The organism is Rhodobacteraceae bacterium M385, assembly GCA_025141835.1.
Lineage (GTDB): Bacteria > Pseudomonadota > Alphaproteobacteria > Rhodobacterales > Rhodobacteraceae > Gymnodinialimonas.
In genome coordinates this window covers 2,523,660-2,541,659 of record CP081102.1, presented here as the reverse complement: position 1 = coordinate 2,541,659, position 18,000 = coordinate 2,523,660, and the positions used below count along the sequence as shown (strand labels likewise).

At 60.8% G+C, this 18,000-nt stretch carries 15 protein-coding genes; 9 read left to right on the top strand and 6 right to left on the bottom strand.

The window, feature by feature from the left end; translation table 11 throughout:
• Nucleotides 1-45: 45 nt before the first annotated feature.
• The 5 genes from K3728_12370 to K3728_12350 form a co-directional block, all read right to left on the bottom strand.
• Nucleotides 46-2,457 carry an FAD-dependent oxidoreductase gene (locus K3728_12370; protein UWQ94507.1) on the bottom strand — a complete coding sequence of 804 codons (2,412 nt, stop codon included), beginning with the start codon at nucleotides 2,455-2,457 and terminating at the stop codon, nucleotides 46-48.
• A 78-nt stretch (nucleotides 2,458-2,535) separates the two neighbouring features.
• Nucleotides 2,536-3,528, bottom strand: a complete 993-nt coding sequence (locus K3728_12365) for a biotin-dependent carboxyltransferase family protein (GenBank protein UWQ94506.1) — start codon at nucleotides 3,526-3,528, stop codon at nucleotides 2,536-2,538.
• Nucleotides 3,525-4,199, bottom strand: coding sequence for an allophanate hydrolase subunit 1 (locus K3728_12360; GenBank protein UWQ94505.1), 675 nt, complete (start codon nucleotides 4,197-4,199; stop codon nucleotides 3,525-3,527). The genes K3728_12365 and K3728_12360 overlap by 4 nt, the downstream gene beginning before the upstream one ends.
• On the bottom strand, nucleotides 4,196-4,963 hold the full coding sequence (locus K3728_12355; GenBank protein ID UWQ94504.1) for a LamB/YcsF family protein: 768 nt from the start codon (nucleotides 4,961-4,963) through the stop codon (nucleotides 4,196-4,198). Before K3728_12355 ends, K3728_12360 begins: the two co-directional genes overlap by 4 nt.
• A 63-nt stretch (nucleotides 4,964-5,026) precedes the next feature.
• On the bottom strand, nucleotides 5,027-6,274 hold the full coding sequence (locus tag K3728_12350) for a urate hydroxylase PuuD (GenBank protein UWQ94503.1): 1,248 nt from the start codon (nucleotides 6,272-6,274) through the stop codon (nucleotides 5,027-5,029).
• A 120-nt stretch (nucleotides 6,275-6,394) separates the two neighbouring features.
• On the opposite strand from K3728_12350, the gene K3728_12345 reads away from it, so the two are divergent.
• Nucleotides 6,395-7,297, top strand: a complete 903-nt coding sequence (locus K3728_12345; protein UWQ94502.1) for a LysR family transcriptional regulator — start codon at nucleotides 6,395-6,397, stop codon at nucleotides 7,295-7,297.
• A 23-nt stretch (nucleotides 7,298-7,320) separates the two neighbouring features.
• Here K3728_12345 and uraH read toward each other — a convergent pair whose 3' ends face one another.
• On the bottom strand, nucleotides 7,321-7,677 hold the full coding sequence (gene uraH, locus K3728_12340) for a hydroxyisourate hydrolase (GenBank protein ID UWQ94501.1): 357 nt from the start codon (nucleotides 7,675-7,677) through the stop codon (nucleotides 7,321-7,323).
• A gap of 145 nt (nucleotides 7,678-7,822) precedes the next feature.
• Between uraH and puuE the strand changes: the two genes are divergently transcribed.
• The 8 genes from puuE to K3728_12300 all read left to right on the top strand — a co-directional run bounded on the left by puuE (nucleotide 7,823) and on the right by K3728_12300 (nucleotide 17,879).
• Nucleotides 7,823-9,241, top strand: coding sequence for an allantoinase PuuE (puuE, locus tag K3728_12335; GenBank protein ID UWQ94500.1), 1,419 nt, complete (start codon nucleotides 7,823-7,825; stop codon nucleotides 9,239-9,241).
• Entirely contained in the window at nucleotides 9,238-10,062 is an 825-nt protein-coding gene (locus K3728_12330) for a (S)-ureidoglycine aminohydrolase (protein UWQ94499.1), read from the top strand. The genes puuE and K3728_12330 overlap by 4 nt, the downstream gene beginning before the upstream one ends.
• On the top strand, nucleotides 10,059-10,553 hold the full coding sequence (locus tag K3728_12325) for an ureidoglycolate lyase (protein UWQ94498.1): 495 nt from the start codon (nucleotides 10,059-10,061) through the stop codon (nucleotides 10,551-10,553). The genes K3728_12330 and K3728_12325 overlap by 4 nt, the downstream gene beginning before the upstream one ends.
• A 24-nt stretch (nucleotides 10,554-10,577) precedes the next feature.
• Nucleotides 10,578-12,011, top strand: a complete 1,434-nt coding sequence (locus K3728_12320; protein ID UWQ94497.1) for a purine permease — start codon at nucleotides 10,578-10,580, stop codon at nucleotides 12,009-12,011.
• Nucleotides 12,012-12,085: 74 nt separating this feature from the next.
• Entirely contained in the window at nucleotides 12,086-12,841 is a 756-nt protein-coding gene (locus K3728_12315; protein ID UWQ94496.1) for a sulfite exporter TauE/SafE family protein, read from the top strand.
• Between the two features lie 146 nt (nucleotides 12,842-12,987).
• On the top strand, nucleotides 12,988-13,491 hold the full coding sequence (locus K3728_12310) for a MarR family transcriptional regulator (protein ID UWQ94495.1): 504 nt from the start codon (nucleotides 12,988-12,990) through the stop codon (nucleotides 13,489-13,491).
• 3 nt (nucleotides 13,492-13,494) lie between these two features.
• On the top strand, nucleotides 13,495-14,742 hold the full coding sequence (locus K3728_12305) for an efflux RND transporter periplasmic adaptor subunit (GenBank protein ID UWQ94494.1): 1,248 nt from the start codon (nucleotides 13,495-13,497) through the stop codon (nucleotides 14,740-14,742).
• Nucleotides 14,742-17,879 carry an efflux RND transporter permease subunit gene (locus K3728_12300; GenBank protein ID UWQ94493.1) on the top strand — a complete coding sequence of 1,046 codons (3,138 nt, stop codon included), beginning with the start codon at nucleotides 14,742-14,744 and terminating at the stop codon, nucleotides 17,877-17,879. The genes K3728_12305 and K3728_12300 overlap by 1 nt, the downstream gene beginning before the upstream one ends.
• The last annotated feature ends 121 nt before the right edge of the window (nucleotides 17,880-18,000 follow it).

Here is an 18,000-nt window from a genome sequence, read left to right as displayed (position 1 = left end):
AAAGGGGCGGCGCGTCACGGGGTTACTCGGGAGAGCGTTAACCTTTTAAGCGTCGCGCAGGCGCTGGCCCAAGGGATCGAAGGGCGGCTCCGCCAAGACACGGGCTTTGTGGGGCTGGCCGAGGATGGCAACATGCACCGTGTCCCCGGCCTCGACGCTTCCGGTTTTGAGGTAGGCCAGCGCCAAGGATTGCCCGACGCTATAGCCATACCCACCCGAAGAGACCTGTCCAATGGGGGTCCCATCGGGCAAAAACACGGGCTCGGCACCCGAGGCATCGGCGGTGGTCGCCTCGATCGAGAGCAGGTGCATAGTCTCACGCGGGGCATGGGCGGCGATCTTCAACCAGCTGTCTTTGTTCAGAAAATCTTTGTCACCTTTGATGAGGCCATCAAGACCGGATTCCTGCGGCCAGTATTCGGGGGAGTAGTCGCGGCCCCATGATCCATAGCCCTTTTCCAACCGCAGTGACATCAGGGCGCGGCTGCCCACGGGGCCTGCGCCCATATCGGCGGCGGCGTCCAGAAGGGCGGTGTAAAGGGTGATTTGGTCCGCCTCGGCGCAGTGCAATTCCCACCCGAGATCGCCAGTGAACGACACGCGGATCGCCACACATTCCACGCCGGCGACGGTGATCGTGGCAGAGCGGAAAAACGGGAATGCGTCGTTAGTTAGGTCTGCATTGGTGAGCCTTCCCAATAGCTTACGCGCGCTAGGTCCGGCGACGTTGAAGCCGCAGGTGGCTTCGGTCAGGCTTTCGAACGTGGTGTCTTGGGGTAGGGGAATTTGGTTAAAGTACCGCAAGTGATAGCGTTCCGCCGCACCCCCACCGAGCACCCAGAACGTGTCCTCCGCCAGTTTCGTCACGGTGAAATCCCCCGCCACGCCGCCGCGCTTACCGATTAGCGGCGTCAGGCAGGACCGACCGACAACGCGGGGCATTTTATTGGGGAAAAGCGCGTTCAGCCAATCCTCTGCACCCGGCCCCGATACGCGATATTTGGCGAAGTTGGAGATGTCGATGACGCCCACATATTCACGTAGCATCAGGGCCTCGCGCCCCTCGGCATCCCACCAGGGCTGGCGCGCGTAACCCGCGCTGTCTTCAACGGATTTATCAAAGAATGCGGGGTGTTCCCAGCCGTAATTCAAGCCAAACTTAGCGCCAAGTCTTTGCTGCATGTCGTGAACCGGACGCTTTCGGACGGGCCGTCCGGCAGCGCGTTCTTCGCCCGGAAAGTGGATTTTGAAGCGGTTGGCGTATTGGTCCTCCACCCGCGCCTTGGTGAAATCCTTGCCCGCCCAATGGCCGTAGCGCGCCAGATCCCAGCCGAATAGGTCTAGCGACGGCTCGCCCTCGACCATCCATTCGGCCGCCAATCGCCCCAATCCGCCGTTTTGCGAGAAGCCCGGAATGATACCGCAACAACAGAAATAGCCGGTGAGTTCGGGCACCGGCCCGAACAGAGCGCTGGCATCAGGCGACCAGATCATCGGGCCGTTAATCACCCGTTTGATCCCGGCCATGCCGACGGCGGGAACACGGTCGATGGCGCGCATCATGTTAGGTTCAATCCGGTCCAGATCGTCGGCGAACAGTTCGTGGCCAAAGCCTTGGGGCGTGCCATCTTCGGCCCAGAAACGCATGTCTTTCTCGTAAGCACCAACCAGCAGGCCTTGCCCCTCTTGGCGGAGGTAATATTCCCCGTCGCGGTCGGCGACGGAGGGAAGGCGACGGTCCAGTGCGGCGATATCGGCGATGGTTTCGGTCACGAAATACTGGTGTTCGGTCGGGATCAGGGGCAGATCTACGCCCGCCATCGCGGCTACCTCACGGGCCCAAAGTCCGGCTGCGTTAACCACCCAAGGGGTGCGAATATCTCCCTTTTTGGTGCGGACGATCCATGTGCCATCGGGTTGCGGTTCGGTGCCGGTGACGGGACAAAAACGGATGATTTCGGCGCCCCGTTGCCGTGCGCCAAGGGCGTAGGCATTGGTCACGCCCGAGGGGTCCACGTTGCCGCCGTCGGGTTCAAACATGATGCACCGGATGCCGTCATAATCGACAAGAGGGTGTAGGCGCTCGGCCTCATCGCGGCTGACCTCGTGAAAATTCATGCCGTAACGCCGCGCTTTGGCCTCTTGCAGGCGCAGTTGATGTTCCCGGTCTTGGGTCTGCGCAAGGTAGAGGGAGCCGGGTTGAAAGACACCGCAGGATTGGCCTGTCTCTTCCTCTAACTCCTTGTAAAGGTTCATGGTGTAGTGCTGGAGGCGAGAGATGTTGGTGCTGTCGTGCAGCCCATGAATGTTTGCGGCTGCGTGCCAGGTTGACCCCGACGTCAGCTCGTCGCGTTCCAGAAGGACGACATCGGTCCACCCCGCTTTGGCAAGGTGGTAGAGGATTGAACATCCGACGACGCCGCCGCCGATGACGACTGCTTGAGCATGGGTTTTCATGGCCGCTCTCCCGTTCTTTTCGCAACTCTGTCGAAGCGAAGGGGCCAATTCTGGTCCGTTGGCGACAGAAGCGTGCGCTCAAGCGTCGGTCACGCCGCTGATCAGGTTGGCTTGCATAAGCCGCTGTTGCAGCGACGCGCGCGGCGCGGCGAGTGTTTCCAACGCCGCCAGCCGGGCGCGGTGCGTTTCACGCGCCAGCAAGATGGCGTCTTCGGCGGTGACGGAAATGAAGTGAAGCGCATCGCCCGCGCGGTTTTGCGCAAGACGGTCTGTGTCGGCGGACAGCACGGTGGCAATTTTCGGGTAGCCACCCGTGGTCTGGTGGTCGGCCAGCAAGACAACGGGCACGCCATCGCCCGCCACCTGAATTGCGCCGCGCAGGATCGGCTCGGACGGGATGGAAAGAGCGTTGCCGAGGGGGAGGGCAGCCCCGTTCAGGCGCACGCCCATCCGGTCGAAAGCGTCGGTCATTTGGTAGCGGGTTGTAGTTAACGCACGCACGGCGCCGGGGGCGAAATGGTGATCCTGCGGGCCAATCACCACTCGCGGATCGGGTAGTGGCCGGGCGATTTCGGGGCAATGATAGGGCCCGTCCTTGCTGGGACGGAGGGCGGCGTCGCGGACTGTAAAGCTATCGCCCGTGTGCAAACTGCCACCGCCAAGGCCCGACATGGTATGGGTCGCACTAGACCCAAGCCATTCATCTGCAACGATGTTTCCGGCGAAGGCGAGATAGCACCAACTGCCCCATGCCCCGCCGCGAATGGTTAACGTGTCGCCTTCGTGAAGGGTCAGCGCCTGCCAGCCGGGGCCTGTTTGGGCGATGTCAAACGCCCCGCCCGCAACGGCGCAAGTGACCGCGCCGTCGGTGCATTCCAGCACAAGCCCGCCCAATGAAACCTCGATCGCGGTGCCCGTGGGTTGCCCCAACATGGCGTGGGCGGCGGCGAAGCTGAACCGATCCATTGGGCCGGAGGCGGGCACGCCAAAGCGCATCGCCCCCGCGCGACCAGCGTCTTGGAACGACACAAGCGGGCCAGCGAAGGTCACTTTGAACCGCGCGACACTCATGCTTGCAGCCGGGCGGGCAAATCCGCCCGCGGGATGCGCGTGAAGGTCACCGTGTCGCCCACATCAAACAGAAATGCGCCGTTTTCGATGATTTCTACCGGAGAGCGGCCAATGATGTTCCAGCCGGTTGGCATCGTTAACGGCGTTAAGATGCTCTGCGCCCCGGCGATCAGGACAGAGCCTTGGGGCACGTCGCGCAGCGCCGTCGATTTTCGTGGCACGTGGATGGCGGCAGGCAGGCCGGAAAGGTATGCGTAGCCTGGGGCGAAACCGTACATCGAAACCCGCAAACGGGCGGAGGCGTGGGCGTCAATCACCGTGTCGATGGAAAGGCCCTTGGCCTCGGCCACGGCCGTCAGATCTGGGCAAAGGTCCGGGTCGTAACAGACCGGGATCACGTGGGTTTGCGTCGGTGCATCAGAGGTCGGGGGCAAGGGGAACAGGTCGCGGATCGCAGCGGCAATTGCGGCATGGTCCGTCATGATCGGATCAAAGCGCACGGCAAGGTTAACGAGCGCCGGAATCACCTCTGCCACCCCGGCGATACCTGCTGCGGCAATGGCATGGTCTAGCGCGATCACTCGGTCGTTCGCGGCATCCGTTGCGTCTTCCGAAAGGGTCACAAGCAGGCCGCTATCGCCGATGGGGCTGAAGCTTGGTATTTCCTTCATGGGGTCAGGAAGCTTTTGATTTCAATGCCTTGCGACTCAAGCCGGGTGCGGATGGTCGAGGCCATCGTCACTGCGCCGGGACTGTCGCCATGGACGCAGATGGAGTGGGCATCCAGGGCAATGGGCGCGCCGTCGATCACCGGCATGTGGCCGGTCTCCAGCAGTTCCAACAACCGGTCCGCCGCAAATTCCGCGTCGTGGATCATCGCGCCTTTCTGGCCCCGGGGGACGAGCTCTCCGGTCGAGAGATAGCCGCGATCGGCGAACACTTCCGAGAATACGGGCTGTCCGGCGGCGCGGGCAGCTTGCTCGGTCTGGGTGCCGGAAATCGCGAGCACGGGAAGGGTGGGATCAATGGCAGCGACGGCGCTGACAATTGCGTCGGCCACCGTGCGGTCCCGAGCCGAGAGGTTGGCCAAAGCGCCGTGGGCCTTCACATAGCTCACTGGTGCACCGGCTAACGCGGCCACCCCCTGCAAGGCGCCGATTTGTGCGGCGACCAGTCGGCTGATTTCGGCTGGGGCCATGGGGATGACGCGACGGCCAAAGCCTTCGCGGTCATTATACCCGGGGTGTGCCCCAATCGAGACGCCGTTTTCCCGAGCTGAAACAAGGGTTTGGAACATGGTTTCCGGGTCGCTCGCATGGCCGCCGCAAGCGATATTGGCGCTAGTTACGATGCGCAACATGGTCGCATCGTCCCCCATGGACCATGGGCCAAAGCTCTCTCCGAGGTCGGAATTCAGGTCAATTCGGCGGGCCATAGGGCGTCCTTTGCACAGGTGTTAACCCTAACTTAGTAAACCTGTGGCAAAGGTGCGAGGGGGTTAGTCGAGCGCCGCGACATCCCGGTCAAGGGATTGGTACCACCGCACGATCTCGGTGCGTTCTTCAGCCGTGATCCCGGTAATGTTGCCGGGTGGCATCGCGTGGCTGCGCCCGGCGTGCAGGTAAATGAGCCGTGCGTTCAGGGCGATTTGCGCGTCGTCGTCCAATCGCAACCCGCGCGGTGCCCACCGGATGCCGTCCCATACGGGTTCGGCACTGTGACACATGGAACAGCGCCCCATAACAATGTTGCGAACCTCATCATAGTGAGCGTTTTCAACAACATATTGAACAGGCGCGGGCACGATTACATCGGCTTCGTAATCATAATCCTGATGCATCGGGATCGACGACAGCCACATGATGACCACGAAGATCACCGCCGAGACACCCCACGTCCAATGGGGGCGCCCTTTGCCTGCATGCATGGAGTTGAAGTAATGCCGGATCAACACCCCCAGCAGGAACACCAAGGACGCGATAACCCACGCATATTCCGTGCCGAACGCCAGCGGGTAATGGTTTGACAGCATCAGGAAAATAACTGGCAAAGTCAGGTAGTTATTATGGGTAGAGCGCAGCTTGGCGATCTTGCCGTACTTGGCGTCCGGCTTGCGTCCTTCTTGCAGGTCTTTCACCACAATGCGCTGGTTCGGCATGATGATCAGGAAGACGTTTGCGGTCATGATCGTGGCGGTGAATGCGCCCAGATGCAGCAGCGCGGCACGCCCGGTGAAGACCTGATCATAGCCCCAAGCCATCGCGATCAGGATCACGAAAAGCAAACCCATCAGGGCGGTTGGGTGATTGCCAAGGGGGCTTTTGCACAGGAAATCGTATAGTATCCAACCGATTGTGAGGGAGCCGGCGGAAATCAGAATGGCTTGGAACGACGACAGTTCCAACTTGTCATAGTCGATCAGGAACATCTCGGCGCCGCCCCAATAGACGATTGCCAGAAGCGCCGCGCCTGACAACCAAGTCCAATAGCTCTGCCATTTATGCCAAGTCAGATGCTCGGGCAGGCGGGCGGGGGCGACGTTGTATTTCACAGTGTTGTAGAAGCCGCCGCCGTGGACCTCCCATTCCTCGCCGGTGGCGCCTTCGGGCATGTCTGGGGTTTCGCGCAGCATCAGGTCCAGCGCGATAAAGTAGAACGACGCGCCGATCCACGCCATGGCGGTGATGACATGCAGCCAGCGGACGGCGAAAGCGGCCCAATCAACGAAAACAGCGAGATCATACATGGTTCTTCCCCTTTAAGGTCGGAGGGTACACGAAGGCCGCGTTACCTGATAATTCCTGATTATCCCGAGCAGCTTCAAGAAAAACCTGATAATCGCCCCCGCCCGTGATAATCTGCCCCCATGGCGAATATCAACAACATCCGCATGTTTACCCGCGTGTTCGAGTTGGAGAACATGTCCGCCGCCGCGCGCGACCTGCAAGTGTCCGCTGCCGTGGCGTCGTCCAGGATCGGAGAGCTGGAGAAATCCCTTGGAATCCGTCTGTTCACCCGCACCACAAGGTCCATTCAGCCGACAGAGCAGGGGCGGATTTTCTACCCTAAGGCATTGAAAGTACTGGAGGCTTTGGATGAAGCCGAGGCAGCCGTTCACGAAATTACGCTTAATCCGCGCGGGTCCATTTTCGTGTCGGCCCCTTTGGGGATTGGGCGCAGGTTAGTCGCCCCGAACGTGGCGCTGTTCCGCGATAGATACCCCGAAGTGCACACAAGGTTACGACTGTCCGACCGTGCTCTGGACCTGACCGGAGAGGGGCTGGACGTGGCGTTTGTGATCGGCAACCCGCCGGACTCGGGCCTGATGATGAAGCCGATCGCGACCTTGCAGCGGGTGCTGTGCGCGTCGCCCGATTATGTGGCGCGACGCGGGACGCCATCGGATGGAGCGGACCTGATTAACCAAAAGCACGATTGTTTGCTGCTACGGTTCCCCGGCTCGACCGAATTTCGCTGGTCGCTTTATACCACCGACGGGTTCCAACGGTTCGACGTGACCGGCCCATTCGCCTGTGACGATGGCGATGTGCTTACAAATTGGGCGTTGGAGGGGCGCGGGATCGTGAACAAGCCTCGGTTTGAGGTGCAGGAACATCTGGATAGCGGCGCGTTGGTACAGGTCTGCCCGCAATCGCCGCCGCCCAATGCGCAGCTAGTGCTGCTGTATCCTCATAAAAAGAACCAAGACCCCAAGTCCCGGTTCTTCATGGACTTCATGTCCGAGAAGATGAAGGCCGCGCTGGGGTAGGGGGCCGCCAAAGGTTAACGGCGTTAACTACCGCGGTAGGTGGAATAGCTGAACGGGCTGACCAGAAGCGGCACGTGGTAATGGGCGTCTGCGTCGGACATGCCAAAGCGGATCGGGATTTCATCAAGAAACAAGGGGTCTTCACCATCTTGGCCCGTGGCTCGCAGGTAGTCACCGGCGCAGAAAACCAGCTCATATGTGCCGGTCTTAAACGTGTCGGCGGGCAGGATCGGGCCATCGGTGCGGCCATCGCTGTTGGTGACGACCTCGCGAATTTTCCGGTGGGAATTGCCCGAGACTTTGTAAAGTATGATCTTCATGCCAGCCGCCGGGCAGCCGCGCGCCGTGTCGAGGACATGGGTGGTCAAATAGCCGGACATGGGATGCTCCTTCATTGGTGATTTCGTATGTTTGCGGCAAGGCATCGGGGTTGGAAACGCCCTAGGCACAGAAACACTTTCAAGAATTTCTTGAAAGACCAAATCTTAACCACGGTTTATGCGAAGATAGATGTAGGAGAGTGCGTTGGAACGATATTGTCGTGATATGGCGGGCTACGGCGCGACGCCGCCCAAGGCAAACTGGCCCGGTGGCGCAAAGATCGCTGTCCAATTTGTCGTGAATTATGAAGAGGGTGGAGAGAATAACATCCTCCACGGGGACGCGGCTTCTGAAGCATTTCTGTCCGAGATTGTCGGCGCGAGCGCCTGGCCCGGGCAGCGCCATTGGAACATGGAATCAATCTACGAATACGGCGCAAGGGCCGGGTTCTGGCGGCTCCACCGCATGTTCACCGCCGCCAAAATGCCTGTCACCGTCTATGGCGTGGCCACCGCGCTGGCCCGCGCGCCCGAGCAAGTGGCCGCCATGCAAGACGCCGGGTGGGAGATCGCCAGCCACGGGCTGAAATGGATCGAATACAAAGATATGTCGCCCGCGCAAGAGCGCGCGGATATGGAAGCGGCAAAGGCGCTCCACGCTGAAGTTACGGGCGAGGCACCGCGCGGCTGGTACACCGGGCGCTGTTCCGACAACACCATGCGGCTGATCGCGGAAGATGGAAGTTTCGACTATATATCAGATGATTACGCCGATGATCTGCCGTACTGGACGACCTGCGCCGAGCGTCCGCAACTGGTCATTCCCTACACGCTGGACGCCAATGATATGCGCTTCGCGACGCCGCAGGGGTTCAACACCGGCCAGCACTTTTTCGACTACCTAAAGGATGCCTTCGACACGCTTTATGCCGAAGGGCAGGCGGGGGCGCCAAAGATGATGAGCGTCGGCCTGCATTGCCGATTGATCGGCCGTCCGGGTCGCGCGGCGGCGTTGCAGCGGTTCCTTGATTATGTGGCGTCCCATGATGACGTCTGGGTGCCGCGCCGCATTGATATCGCCCGCCATTGGGCGGCGGAGCATCCCTACACAGCGCCCAAATTGACGCCGTCCCAGATGAACGCGGAGACCTTCGCGACAACCTTCGGCGGTATCTTTGAACATTCCCAATGGATCGCCGAACGCGCCCATGGGTTAGAGCTTGGACCCGCCCATGATTCAGCGATTGGCGTGCATTCGGCTCTGGCGCGGATCTTCCGCACAGCCTCCGACGCTGAAAGGTTAAGCGTGTTAACCGCTCACCCCGACCTCGCCGGAAAGCTGGCGCAGGCCAAGCGGCTCACGGCGGAGTCCACGTCCGAGCAGGCGGGGGCCGGGCTGGACCAACTGACCGATGCCGAGCGCGCCACCTTCACGGATCTGAACGCGCGCTACGTGGCGCAGTTCGGGTTTCCCTTCATCATCGCGGTGCGCGACCATGACAAGGCGTCAATCCTTAACGCCTTTAACCAACGCCTCACCAACACCCGCGAAGAAGAGTTCTCTCAGGCCTGTTATCAAGTCGAACGGATCGCCCTTCATCGTTTGAAAGACATGTTTTCATGAGTAATCGCAGCTACTTTGCCCCTAAAGGTGGCCACCCGCCCCAGTCTCAGGTGATGACCGATCGCGCGGTGTTCACCGATGCCTATGCGGTGATCCCCAAGGGCACGATGATGGATATCGTCACCTCGTCCTTCCCGTTTTGGACCGGCACGAGAGCGTGGATTTTGGCCCGGCCGATGACCGGCTTTGCCGAAACATTCTCGCAATACATCATGGAGGTGGCACCGGGCGGCGGCAGCGAAACACCCGAGCCCGATTACCGGGTGCAAAGCGTGATCTTCGTGACCGAAGGCACCGTCGAGATCGCCATTGGCGGCGCCAGCCACGCCCTGACCGAAGGCGGCTATGCCTATCTGCCCGCAGGCCAGCGGTGGACCTTGCACAACACGAGTGACGCCAACGCCAGCTTTCACTGGATCCGCAAACGCTACGAGGATGTCGACGGGCTCGACCGGCCCGAACCGTTGTTCCTGAACGAGGCGGACATCGCCCCCAACGTAATGCCCGACACTAACGGCGCATGGGCCACCACGCGCTTCGTGGACCCCGCCGACCTGCGCCACGACATGCATGTGACCATCGTGACGTTTGAACCCGGCGGCTGCATTCCTTTCGCCGAAACCCACGTGATGGAGCACGGGCTTTATGTGCTGGAAGGCAAGGCTGTCTACCGCCTGAACGCCGATTGGGTAGAGGTCGAGGCGGGCGATTTCATGTGGCTCCGCGCCTTTTGCCCCCAGGCCTGTTATGCGGGCGGGCCGGGGCGGTTCCGCTACTTGTTGTATAAAGACGTAAACCGCCACCCGAGGATGGACCTGTGACCCTGATCGCACAGCCCATCACGGCCGAGGCTTTCGCGCCTTTTGGGCAGGTCATCGCTTTGACCGGCGAGGCGGTAACCATCAACGAGGGCATGTGCCAGCGTTTCACCGACCTTGCCGACATCGATGTTCTCGACGGCAAACCGGGCCTGAGCTTGTTCCAAAGCAAGCTGCGCACCCTGCCTTACGCCTGCGACCTGCTAGAGCGTCACCCCTTAGGCTCACAGTGCTTTATCCCCATGTCCGACGCAGAGCTGCTGGTGATCGTGGCCCCTGACGCGGGCGGCAAGCCCGGAGTGCCGCAGGCCTTTGTGGCGCAAAATGACGTGGCGGTGAATATCGCCCGCAATACGTGGCACGGCGTCCTGTCTCCCCTTTCGGGGAGCGGAATGTTCGCTGTCATCGACCGGATTGGGACCGGGAAAAACCCGGCCCAAAACCTTGAAGAGCATCGGTTGGAAGTGCCGTTGAACGTGACAAGGGACCTATAAAAAACCATCAGGAAGGACAGACCAATGACGGATAATTCGATAGGGACACCGGAACAGCTCCGCGATCCCAACTACACCCCGGCGCTGCACCGCGCCATTCCCCTAGGCATTCAGCATGTGCTGGCGATGTTTGTGTCAAACGTCACGCCCGCGATCATCATTGCCGGGGCTGCGGGCTTTGGCTTCGGCTCGGATGCGGGGGCCAATGGCTTCCCTGACATGACCTATCTGATCCAGATGTCGATGCTGTTTGCCGGTATCGCCACGCTGTTTCAGACCATCGGGCTGGGTCCAGTGGGGGCGAAGCTGCCCATCGTGCAAGGCACGTCATTTGCGTTCATTCCGATCATGATCCCGCTGGTTGCGGGCCAAGGGGTGGAGGCGCTTCCAGCCCTGTTTGGCGGCGTTATCATCGGCGGCTTGTTCCACGCGCTTCTGGCGACGTTCATTGGCAAAATCCGCTTCGCGCTGCCGCCACTCGTCACCGGCCTTGTGGTCACAATGATTGGTCTGGCGCTGGTCAAAGTTGGCATTCAATACGCGGCCGGCGGTGTGCCCGCCATTGGCACGCCGGAATATGGCAGCCTGTTGAACTGGTCCGCCGCTTTGGTGGTGATCTTCGTGACCCTCGGTTTGAAGTTCTTCGCCAAGGGCATGTTGTCGGTTTCCGCAGTCGTGATCGGCATTCTCGTGGGCTACGTCTTTGCGCTGGCCATGGGTATGGTCACGTTTGACGGGATCGGCTCTAGCTGGAACCGCGCGGCGGTCTTCGCGCTGCCCGAACCGTTCAAATACGGCTTCTCGTTCAGCATCGCGGCAGTCGTGGGCTTCTGCCTGATGGCCTTTGTGTCGGCGGTGGAGACCGTGGGCGACGTGTCTGGCATCACCAAAGGTGGCGCGGGCCGAGAGGCGACCGATAAAGAGATCACTGGGGCAACCTATGCAGACGGTGTCGGCACCGCGATTGCGGGTATCTTCGGCGGCTTCCCCAACACCTCGTTCAGCCAGAACGTGGGCTTGATCGCCATGACCGGCGTGATGAGCCGCCATGTCGTCACCATCGGTGCTCTGTTCCTGATTCTGTGCGGCCTTGTGCCCAAGGTGGGCGCTCTGATTAACACCATCCCGATCGAAGTTCTGGGCGGCGGCGTTATCGTAATGTTCGGCATGGTTGTGGCAGCGGGCGTATCGATGCTGTCGGATGTGAACTGGAACCGCCGCAACATGGTGATCTTCGCGATCTCCCTGTCAGTGGGCCTTGGCTTGCAGCTAGAGCCGGGCGCTGTGCAGCATCTGCCGGACACGCTGCGTATTCTGATGACCTCGGGCTTGTTGCCTGCGGCGCTAATCGCGATCGTGCTGAACCTTGTGCTGCCCGAAGAGCTGGCGGCTGAGGCGACCGAAGAAGTCTCGGGCGGGATGTCTGGCCAGGGCGGCGGAAGCCTTTCCGGCAAGTAAGCCAACCCGATAGAGCGCTTTCTCAGCCCCGCCGTCACTGGCGGGGCTGTTTCATTTCCGCTAGGGCATTTACGATGATAGACCTTCTGATCCTTGTGGCGGCTGCTTTTGGGGCCGGCGTTTTAAACACCATTGCGGGCGGGGGCACGTTTCTGACGTTTCCGGCTCTTGTCATGGTCGGCGTGCCGCCCGTGGCTGCCAATGCCACAAGCGCCGTGGCGGTCTTTCCCGGCTATCTGGCAGGTGCTTTGGGCTTCCGAGAGGAATTGGCCAGCTACAACCGTGCCCGCTTGCTCCGGCTCAGCATGGTGGCCTTGGCGGGCGCTGCGGTGGGCTCTGGCTTGCTGCTGGTATCGTCGAACGAGGCGTTCTCGGCGGTGGTGCCGTTTCTGCTGCTCGCCTCCACCCTTGCGTTTTTGTACGGCGAGAAGATCCGGGCGTTTGCTGCTGCGCGGGCAAGGGGCGTCACTCCGGAGGGGGCTATCGGTCTGTTCGCGGTGGCCGTCTATGGGGGTTATTTCAACGGCGGCCTTGGGATTGTCTTGCTGGCCCTCTTCGCCCTGTGGGGGATGAGCGACATTCACCAGATGAACGGGCTGAAGAACGGCCTTAGCTTTGTGATCTCTCTGATTTCCGTGGGAATTTTTGCCGCTGCGGGCTTGGTCGCGTGGCCCTACGCGGTTGCGATGATGATCGCGGCGACGCTTGGCGGATACGCAGGCGCCCCCCTGGCGCGGCGCCTTCCCAAGCGCGCGGTACGTGCGTTGATCGGCCTGATCGGCTTCGGCATGAGCGGCGTATTCCTTTGGCGGTTTATCGCGGGCACCTAAGCATTTTCAGAAATGTCTTTCCGCGGACCCTTGTAACCCCGTTTTTCCGCCCCATCTCCCTATGCTGACGCTACGTTCTTTTTATTCAGTTTTAACTGAACGCACTTTTCAAGACCAGTTTTTGCTGCGATAGAACGCGCATATTGATGAAGGAGACCGCCGTGACCTCGGCCCCCAACCTCGACCCGATCCGATCAGAATTCATCGAGAAGGTGGGTCTGATGGCCCAAGGCGACGGCCTGCCGAAGACGGCGGGGCGCATGTTTGGGATGTTCATCTTCGACAATGACACCGTGTCTTTCGGGGATTTGGCCGAACGGCTTCAGGTCAGCCGCGCCAGCATCAGCTCTAGCGTGCGCATATTGGAGGACCGGGGCGTGCTAAAACGGGTCTCTAAGCCCGGAGAGCGGCAGGACTACTTTCAACTGACCGCGAACCCCCATGAAAATATGTTGAAGCGCACTCAGAATGGAGTGCGCCGCGCCCGAGATGAGGTGTTGGAAACGGCTGCCAGCCTCCCCGAATGTTGCCCCGAAATCAAAGCTCGCATTGGCGATTTTGCGGGGCTTTATGCTGCGATTGATCAAAGCCTTAGCTTTGCCCTCGATCACCTGAATGAACCAGCGCCCGGCGCGGCTGCCAAGGAATAGACCATGACGAAATCCACTGACAAAGATGCCGCTGAAGCGCTGCCAAAAACGACCGATACGGCGCCCGAAAAACCCGTAGTCTCGGAAGAAAGCGCGTCTTCTGATCCGCTTCCGATGACGGAAGACACCACCGTATCGCAAGCGCCCACGCCGGATGCAGGGTTGCAGTTTGACACCGATAAGGGCTCTTCCCGCTCCACATGGATCGCCGCTTTGTTGACGCTGGTGCTTGTGGGGTGGATGGGCAGCGGCTTTGTCGTGCCCTCTGAAGAACCCGAAGAGGAAGCCGCAGCCCCCAACGCTCCCCTTGCTGTAGCCGTGGCGGTGCAACAGTCTGTGGCGCAGCCTGTCACGCTGTATTTCAACGCCGAAGGCCAAGCGCTGCCCGATCGTGACACGTTGATCCGCGCCGAAGCCTCGGGCGAGATCGCGGAATTGCTAATCAGCATGGGCGACTATGTGGAAGAGGGCAGGTTGATTGCCCGGATCAGCAGCGAACGGGCCGAGGCGCAGTTGGCCCAAGCGCAGCAAGAGGTCATCCGCACACGGCGCGATCTGGAAAACGCGGAAACCTTGCTGGAACGCGGCGTGGCCACGGTGGACCGGGTGCAACAGGCACGCTCTGCCTTCACCCAAGCCGATGCGCAGCTGACCGCCGCGGAAGAAGCCTTGGCCGATATGGTCATCGTCGCGCCTTTCGCCGGGCGGATCGAGGCGCTGGACATTGATACCGGAGAGTTCGTGCAAGCGGGGGCCGAGATTGGGCGCATCGTCGATAACTCGCCCCTGACGGTGTCATTCCAAGTCCCGCAACAAGCGCTTGGCAGCCTTGAAAGCGGCTTGCCGGCCAATGTGACCTTCATCACCGGAGAGACCCGGGAAGCAACCGTGACCTTCGTGGGCACCGCTGCCGCGCAATCCACGCGGACCTTCCTGGCAGAGGTGTCCTTACCCAATGAGGACGGCGCGATCGCGGCGGGGATCTCGGCGGAAATCACCATTCCAACGGCAGAAGTGACGGCGCATTTCCTATCGCCCTCTATCGTGTCGCTGTCGCCCGAAGGGCAGTTAGGGATCAAAGCGGTGGACGCAGAGAACATCGTCCACTTCTACCCGATCGAGATTGTACGCGCAGAAATCGACGGCATCTGGGTGTCGGGCTTGCCGGATGAAATTAACCTTATCACCGTGGGGCAAGGCTATGTCAGCGATGGCGAAGAAGTGCGTCCTCAGTTTGAGGAGGCAAGCTGATGAACACGCTGATCGACGCCGCATTCTCGCGGTCGCGCGTTATTTTCATTGCGCTTTTGATGGTTCTGACCGTGGGCGCCATTGCCTATGTCTCGATCCCGAAAGAGGCCAATCCTGAAGTCCCGCTGCCGCTGTTCTATGTGCACACGGGCCTTGACGGAATCAGCCCCACGGATTCCGAGCGTCTGCTGATTGAGCCGATGGAGCAGGAATTCGCGGGCATCAGCGGCCTGCAATCGATGGAAGCTTTTGCCGCCGAAGGCTCGGCCTCGATCCAGCTGGAGTTCCAGCCTGGCGGCGATAACGATGAGGCGCTGGCCGACATCCGCGTCGCGGTTGACCGCGTGCAGGGAGAACTTCCCGACGACGCCTACGACATATCGGTGACCGAAATTAACACCGCGCTGTTCCCGATCATCACGGCCGTCCTTTCCGGCCCAGTGCCCGAGCGCACGTTGAACGCTTTGGCCGAGGAATTGCAGGAAGAAATCGAAGCTCTGACCGGCGTGTTAGAGGTCGATATCGGCGGCCAGCGCACGGAGTTTCTAGAGGTCCTGATCGACCCCACCGTGTTCCAGACCTACGACCTGTCGTTCGACGAATTGATCGGCCAGATCACCCGCAACAACCGCCTGATCGCGGCGGGGGCGATTGAAACCGGGGCAGGGCGGATCGTGCTGACCGTGCCGGGGCTGATCGAAGACCTGCAAGACGTCATGGGCATGCCGGTCTTGGTGCGCGACGGGACCGTTGTGACCTTTGGCGATGTCGCCACAGTGCGCCGCACATTCGATGACCCCACGGGCTACGCCCGCATTGACGGGCAGCCTGCCTTGGCGCTGGAGATCACGAAACGATCGGGCGCGAATATCATCGAGACGGTGGCGCAGGTGCGCGCCTTGGTGGAAGAGCTGCGCGTTGATTGGCCGGAAACGGTGGAGATCACTTACCTCAACGACCAAAGCGAACAGGTGCAAGACCTGCTGAGCGACCTGGAAGCCAACGTGATTGCGGCCGTGGCCTTGGTGATGATCGTGATCGTCTACGCCTTGGGCTTCCGCTCGGCCATCCTTGTGGGGCTGGCCATACCCGGCGCGTTTTTGGCCGGTGTCACGGCGCTTTGGGCGATGGGCTACACGATGAATATCGTGGTGCTGTTCGCCTTGATCCTAGTGGTCGGCATGTTGGTGGACGGCGCTATTGTGACGACAGAATTGGCGGAACGGCAGCTGCAAGAGGGTGCCAAGCCCAAGCAGGCCTATGCCTTCGCCGCCAAGCGCATGGCGTGGCCGATCATCGCCTCGACCGCCACAACGCTCAGCGTGTTCTTCCCGCTGCTGTTTTGGACCGGCATGGTGGGGGAGTTCATGAAATTCATGCCGATCACCGTGATCCTGACCCTTTCGGCGTCGCTGTTCATGGCGTTGATCTTCATTCCCGTCGTGGGTGGGATCATTGGCAAGAAACAACCGCAATCGGCGGCGGCGAAACAGGCGATGGAGGCGGCTGAAACTGGAGATCCCCGTGATATCCGGGGGCTCACCGGCGCTTACGTCCGCCTGCTGCAATGGGCGTTGTTGCGCCCCGGCGCGACGCTTTTGCTTACAATTGCTATGCTTCTGGGCAGCTTTGGCATCTATGGCCAATTCGGCAATGGCGTCAGCTTCTTCCCCTCGGTGGAACCTGACGTGATGCAGGTGCAGGTGCGGGCGCGCGATAATTTCTCGATCTATCAACGCGACGCATTGGTGCGGATGGTGGAAGACCGGATGCTTGATTTCGATGAAGTGGCCAGTGTCTACGCTCGGTCCACCATGAGCGCGGGGAGCGGCGACGAGGAGACAATCGGAACGATCCAATTGGAGCTGATTGATTGGGACATGCGCCGCACCGCCGAGACCCTTGGCGTGGATATCCGCGCCGCCGTGGCCGACATTCCTGGCATTGACGTGCAGGTGCAGACCGAAACCGGCGGGCCCTCGGCGGGCAAACCGATCAACCTGCAAATCCGCGCAAGATCGCCGGAAGCCCAGGAAGAGGCCGTGGCCATCGTGCGCGGCATTATGGATGAGGTCGGCGGGTTCACGGATGTCACCGATACGCGCCCGCTTCCGGGGGTAGAGGTCGCGGTCATCGTGAACCGGGCCGAGGCGGCGCGCTATGGCGCGGATGTCAGCCTTTTGGGCCAAGCCTTGCAACTACTGACCCGGGGGATTGCCGTGGCGGATTATCGCCCCGATGACGCGGACGGCTCGCTCGATATCCGGGTGCGCTTTCCTTACGAGGAACGGTCCTTGTCCGAGCTTGGCAATCTTCAGGTGCCGACAGCCTCGGGGCTTGTGCCGATCTCCAACTTTGTGACGTTCGCCCCGACTGAACGGGTCGGCACCATTCGCCGCCTCGACGAACGCCGCGTTGTCACGATCGAAGCAAACGTGGCCCCTGATGTCTTGGTGAACGATCAGGTCATCGCGCTGACGGCCGCACTGGAGGCCGCAGAGCTACCGGCTGGGGCTGAATACACCTTTGCGGGCGAGGCCGAGGATCAGGCCGACGCGATGATCTTCCTTGTCAGTGCCTTTATCGCTGCCATCGTGTTGATGTTCGTGATCCTCGTGACCCAGTTCAACAACTTCTACCAAAGCTTCATCGTGATGAGCGCAATCATCTTCTCGGTCGCGGGGGTTTTGCTGGGGTTGGTCATTACCGGACGCCCATTTGGCGTGGTGATGGGCGGAATCGGGGTGATCGCATTGGCAGGCATCGTGGTGAACAACAATATCGTTCTGATCGACACCTACAATGACCTCAAACGCGCCGGGCAGTCGCCGCTGGAGGCCGCATTGCGGACGGGCGCACAACGCTTGCGTCCGGTTGTGTTGACCTCGATCACGACAGCTCTGGGGCTGATGCCCATGGTGATTGGCTTGAACATCAATTTCTTTACCCGCGAAATCGTCTACGGCGCGCCTTCCACCCAATGGTGGACCGAGCTTTCCAGCGCCATCGCGGGCGGGTTGATTGTGGCCACGATCCTCACCCTCGTCGTGACCCCTGCGATGCTGATGCTGGGGGAGAAGCGGGCCAACCGGGCCGTCCCCACACCCAAGCCTATGGTCGATCCGGCACTGTCCTAAGGGGCCGATGAATCAACGACCGCCATTCCCTCGCTGGGTGTGGCCGTTTTCCAGATAGGGTGCCAAAAAACGCCGCCCCCGTGGGGTGGGCTGGTTCCATCAATCATGTCGAGAAGTGAAA

Coding starts and splice junctions, on each gene's coding strand:
- K3728_12355 (UWQ94504.1), bottom strand. CDS start 4,963: ATGGCCCGCCGAATTGACCTGAATTCCGACCTCGGAGAGAGCTTTGGC.
- K3728_12320 (UWQ94497.1), top strand. CDS start 10,578: ATGACGGATAATTCGATAGGGACACCGGAACAGCTCCGCGATCCCAAC.
- K3728_12370 (UWQ94507.1), bottom strand. CDS start 2,457: ATGAAAACCCATGCTCAAGCAGTCGTCATCGGCGGCGGCGTCGTCGGA.
- uraH (UWQ94501.1), bottom strand. CDS start 7,677: ATGTCCGGCTATTTGACCACCCATGTCCTCGACACGGCGCGCGGCTGC.
- K3728_12310 (UWQ94495.1), top strand. CDS start 12,988: ATGAAGGAGACCGCCGTGACCTCGGCCCCCAACCTCGACCCGATCCGA.
- K3728_12350 (UWQ94503.1), bottom strand. CDS start 6,274: ATGTATGATCTCGCTGTTTTCGTTGATTGGGCCGCTTTCGCCGTCCGC.
- K3728_12305 (UWQ94494.1), top strand. CDS start 13,495: ATGACGAAATCCACTGACAAAGATGCCGCTGAAGCGCTGCCAAAAACG.
- K3728_12365 (UWQ94506.1), bottom strand. CDS start 3,528: ATGAGTGTCGCGCGGTTCAAAGTGACCTTCGCTGGCCCGCTTGTGTCG.
- K3728_12330 (UWQ94499.1), top strand. CDS start 9,238: ATGAGTAATCGCAGCTACTTTGCCCCTAAAGGTGGCCACCCGCCCCAG.
- K3728_12360 (UWQ94505.1), bottom strand. CDS start 4,199: ATGAAGGAAATACCAAGCTTCAGCCCCATCGGCGATAGCGGCCTGCTT.
- K3728_12345 (UWQ94502.1), top strand. CDS start 6,395: ATGGCGAATATCAACAACATCCGCATGTTTACCCGCGTGTTCGAGTTG.
- K3728_12315 (UWQ94496.1), top strand. CDS start 12,086: ATGATAGACCTTCTGATCCTTGTGGCGGCTGCTTTTGGGGCCGGCGTT.
- K3728_12300 (UWQ94493.1), top strand. CDS start 14,742: ATGAACACGCTGATCGACGCCGCATTCTCGCGGTCGCGCGTTATTTTC.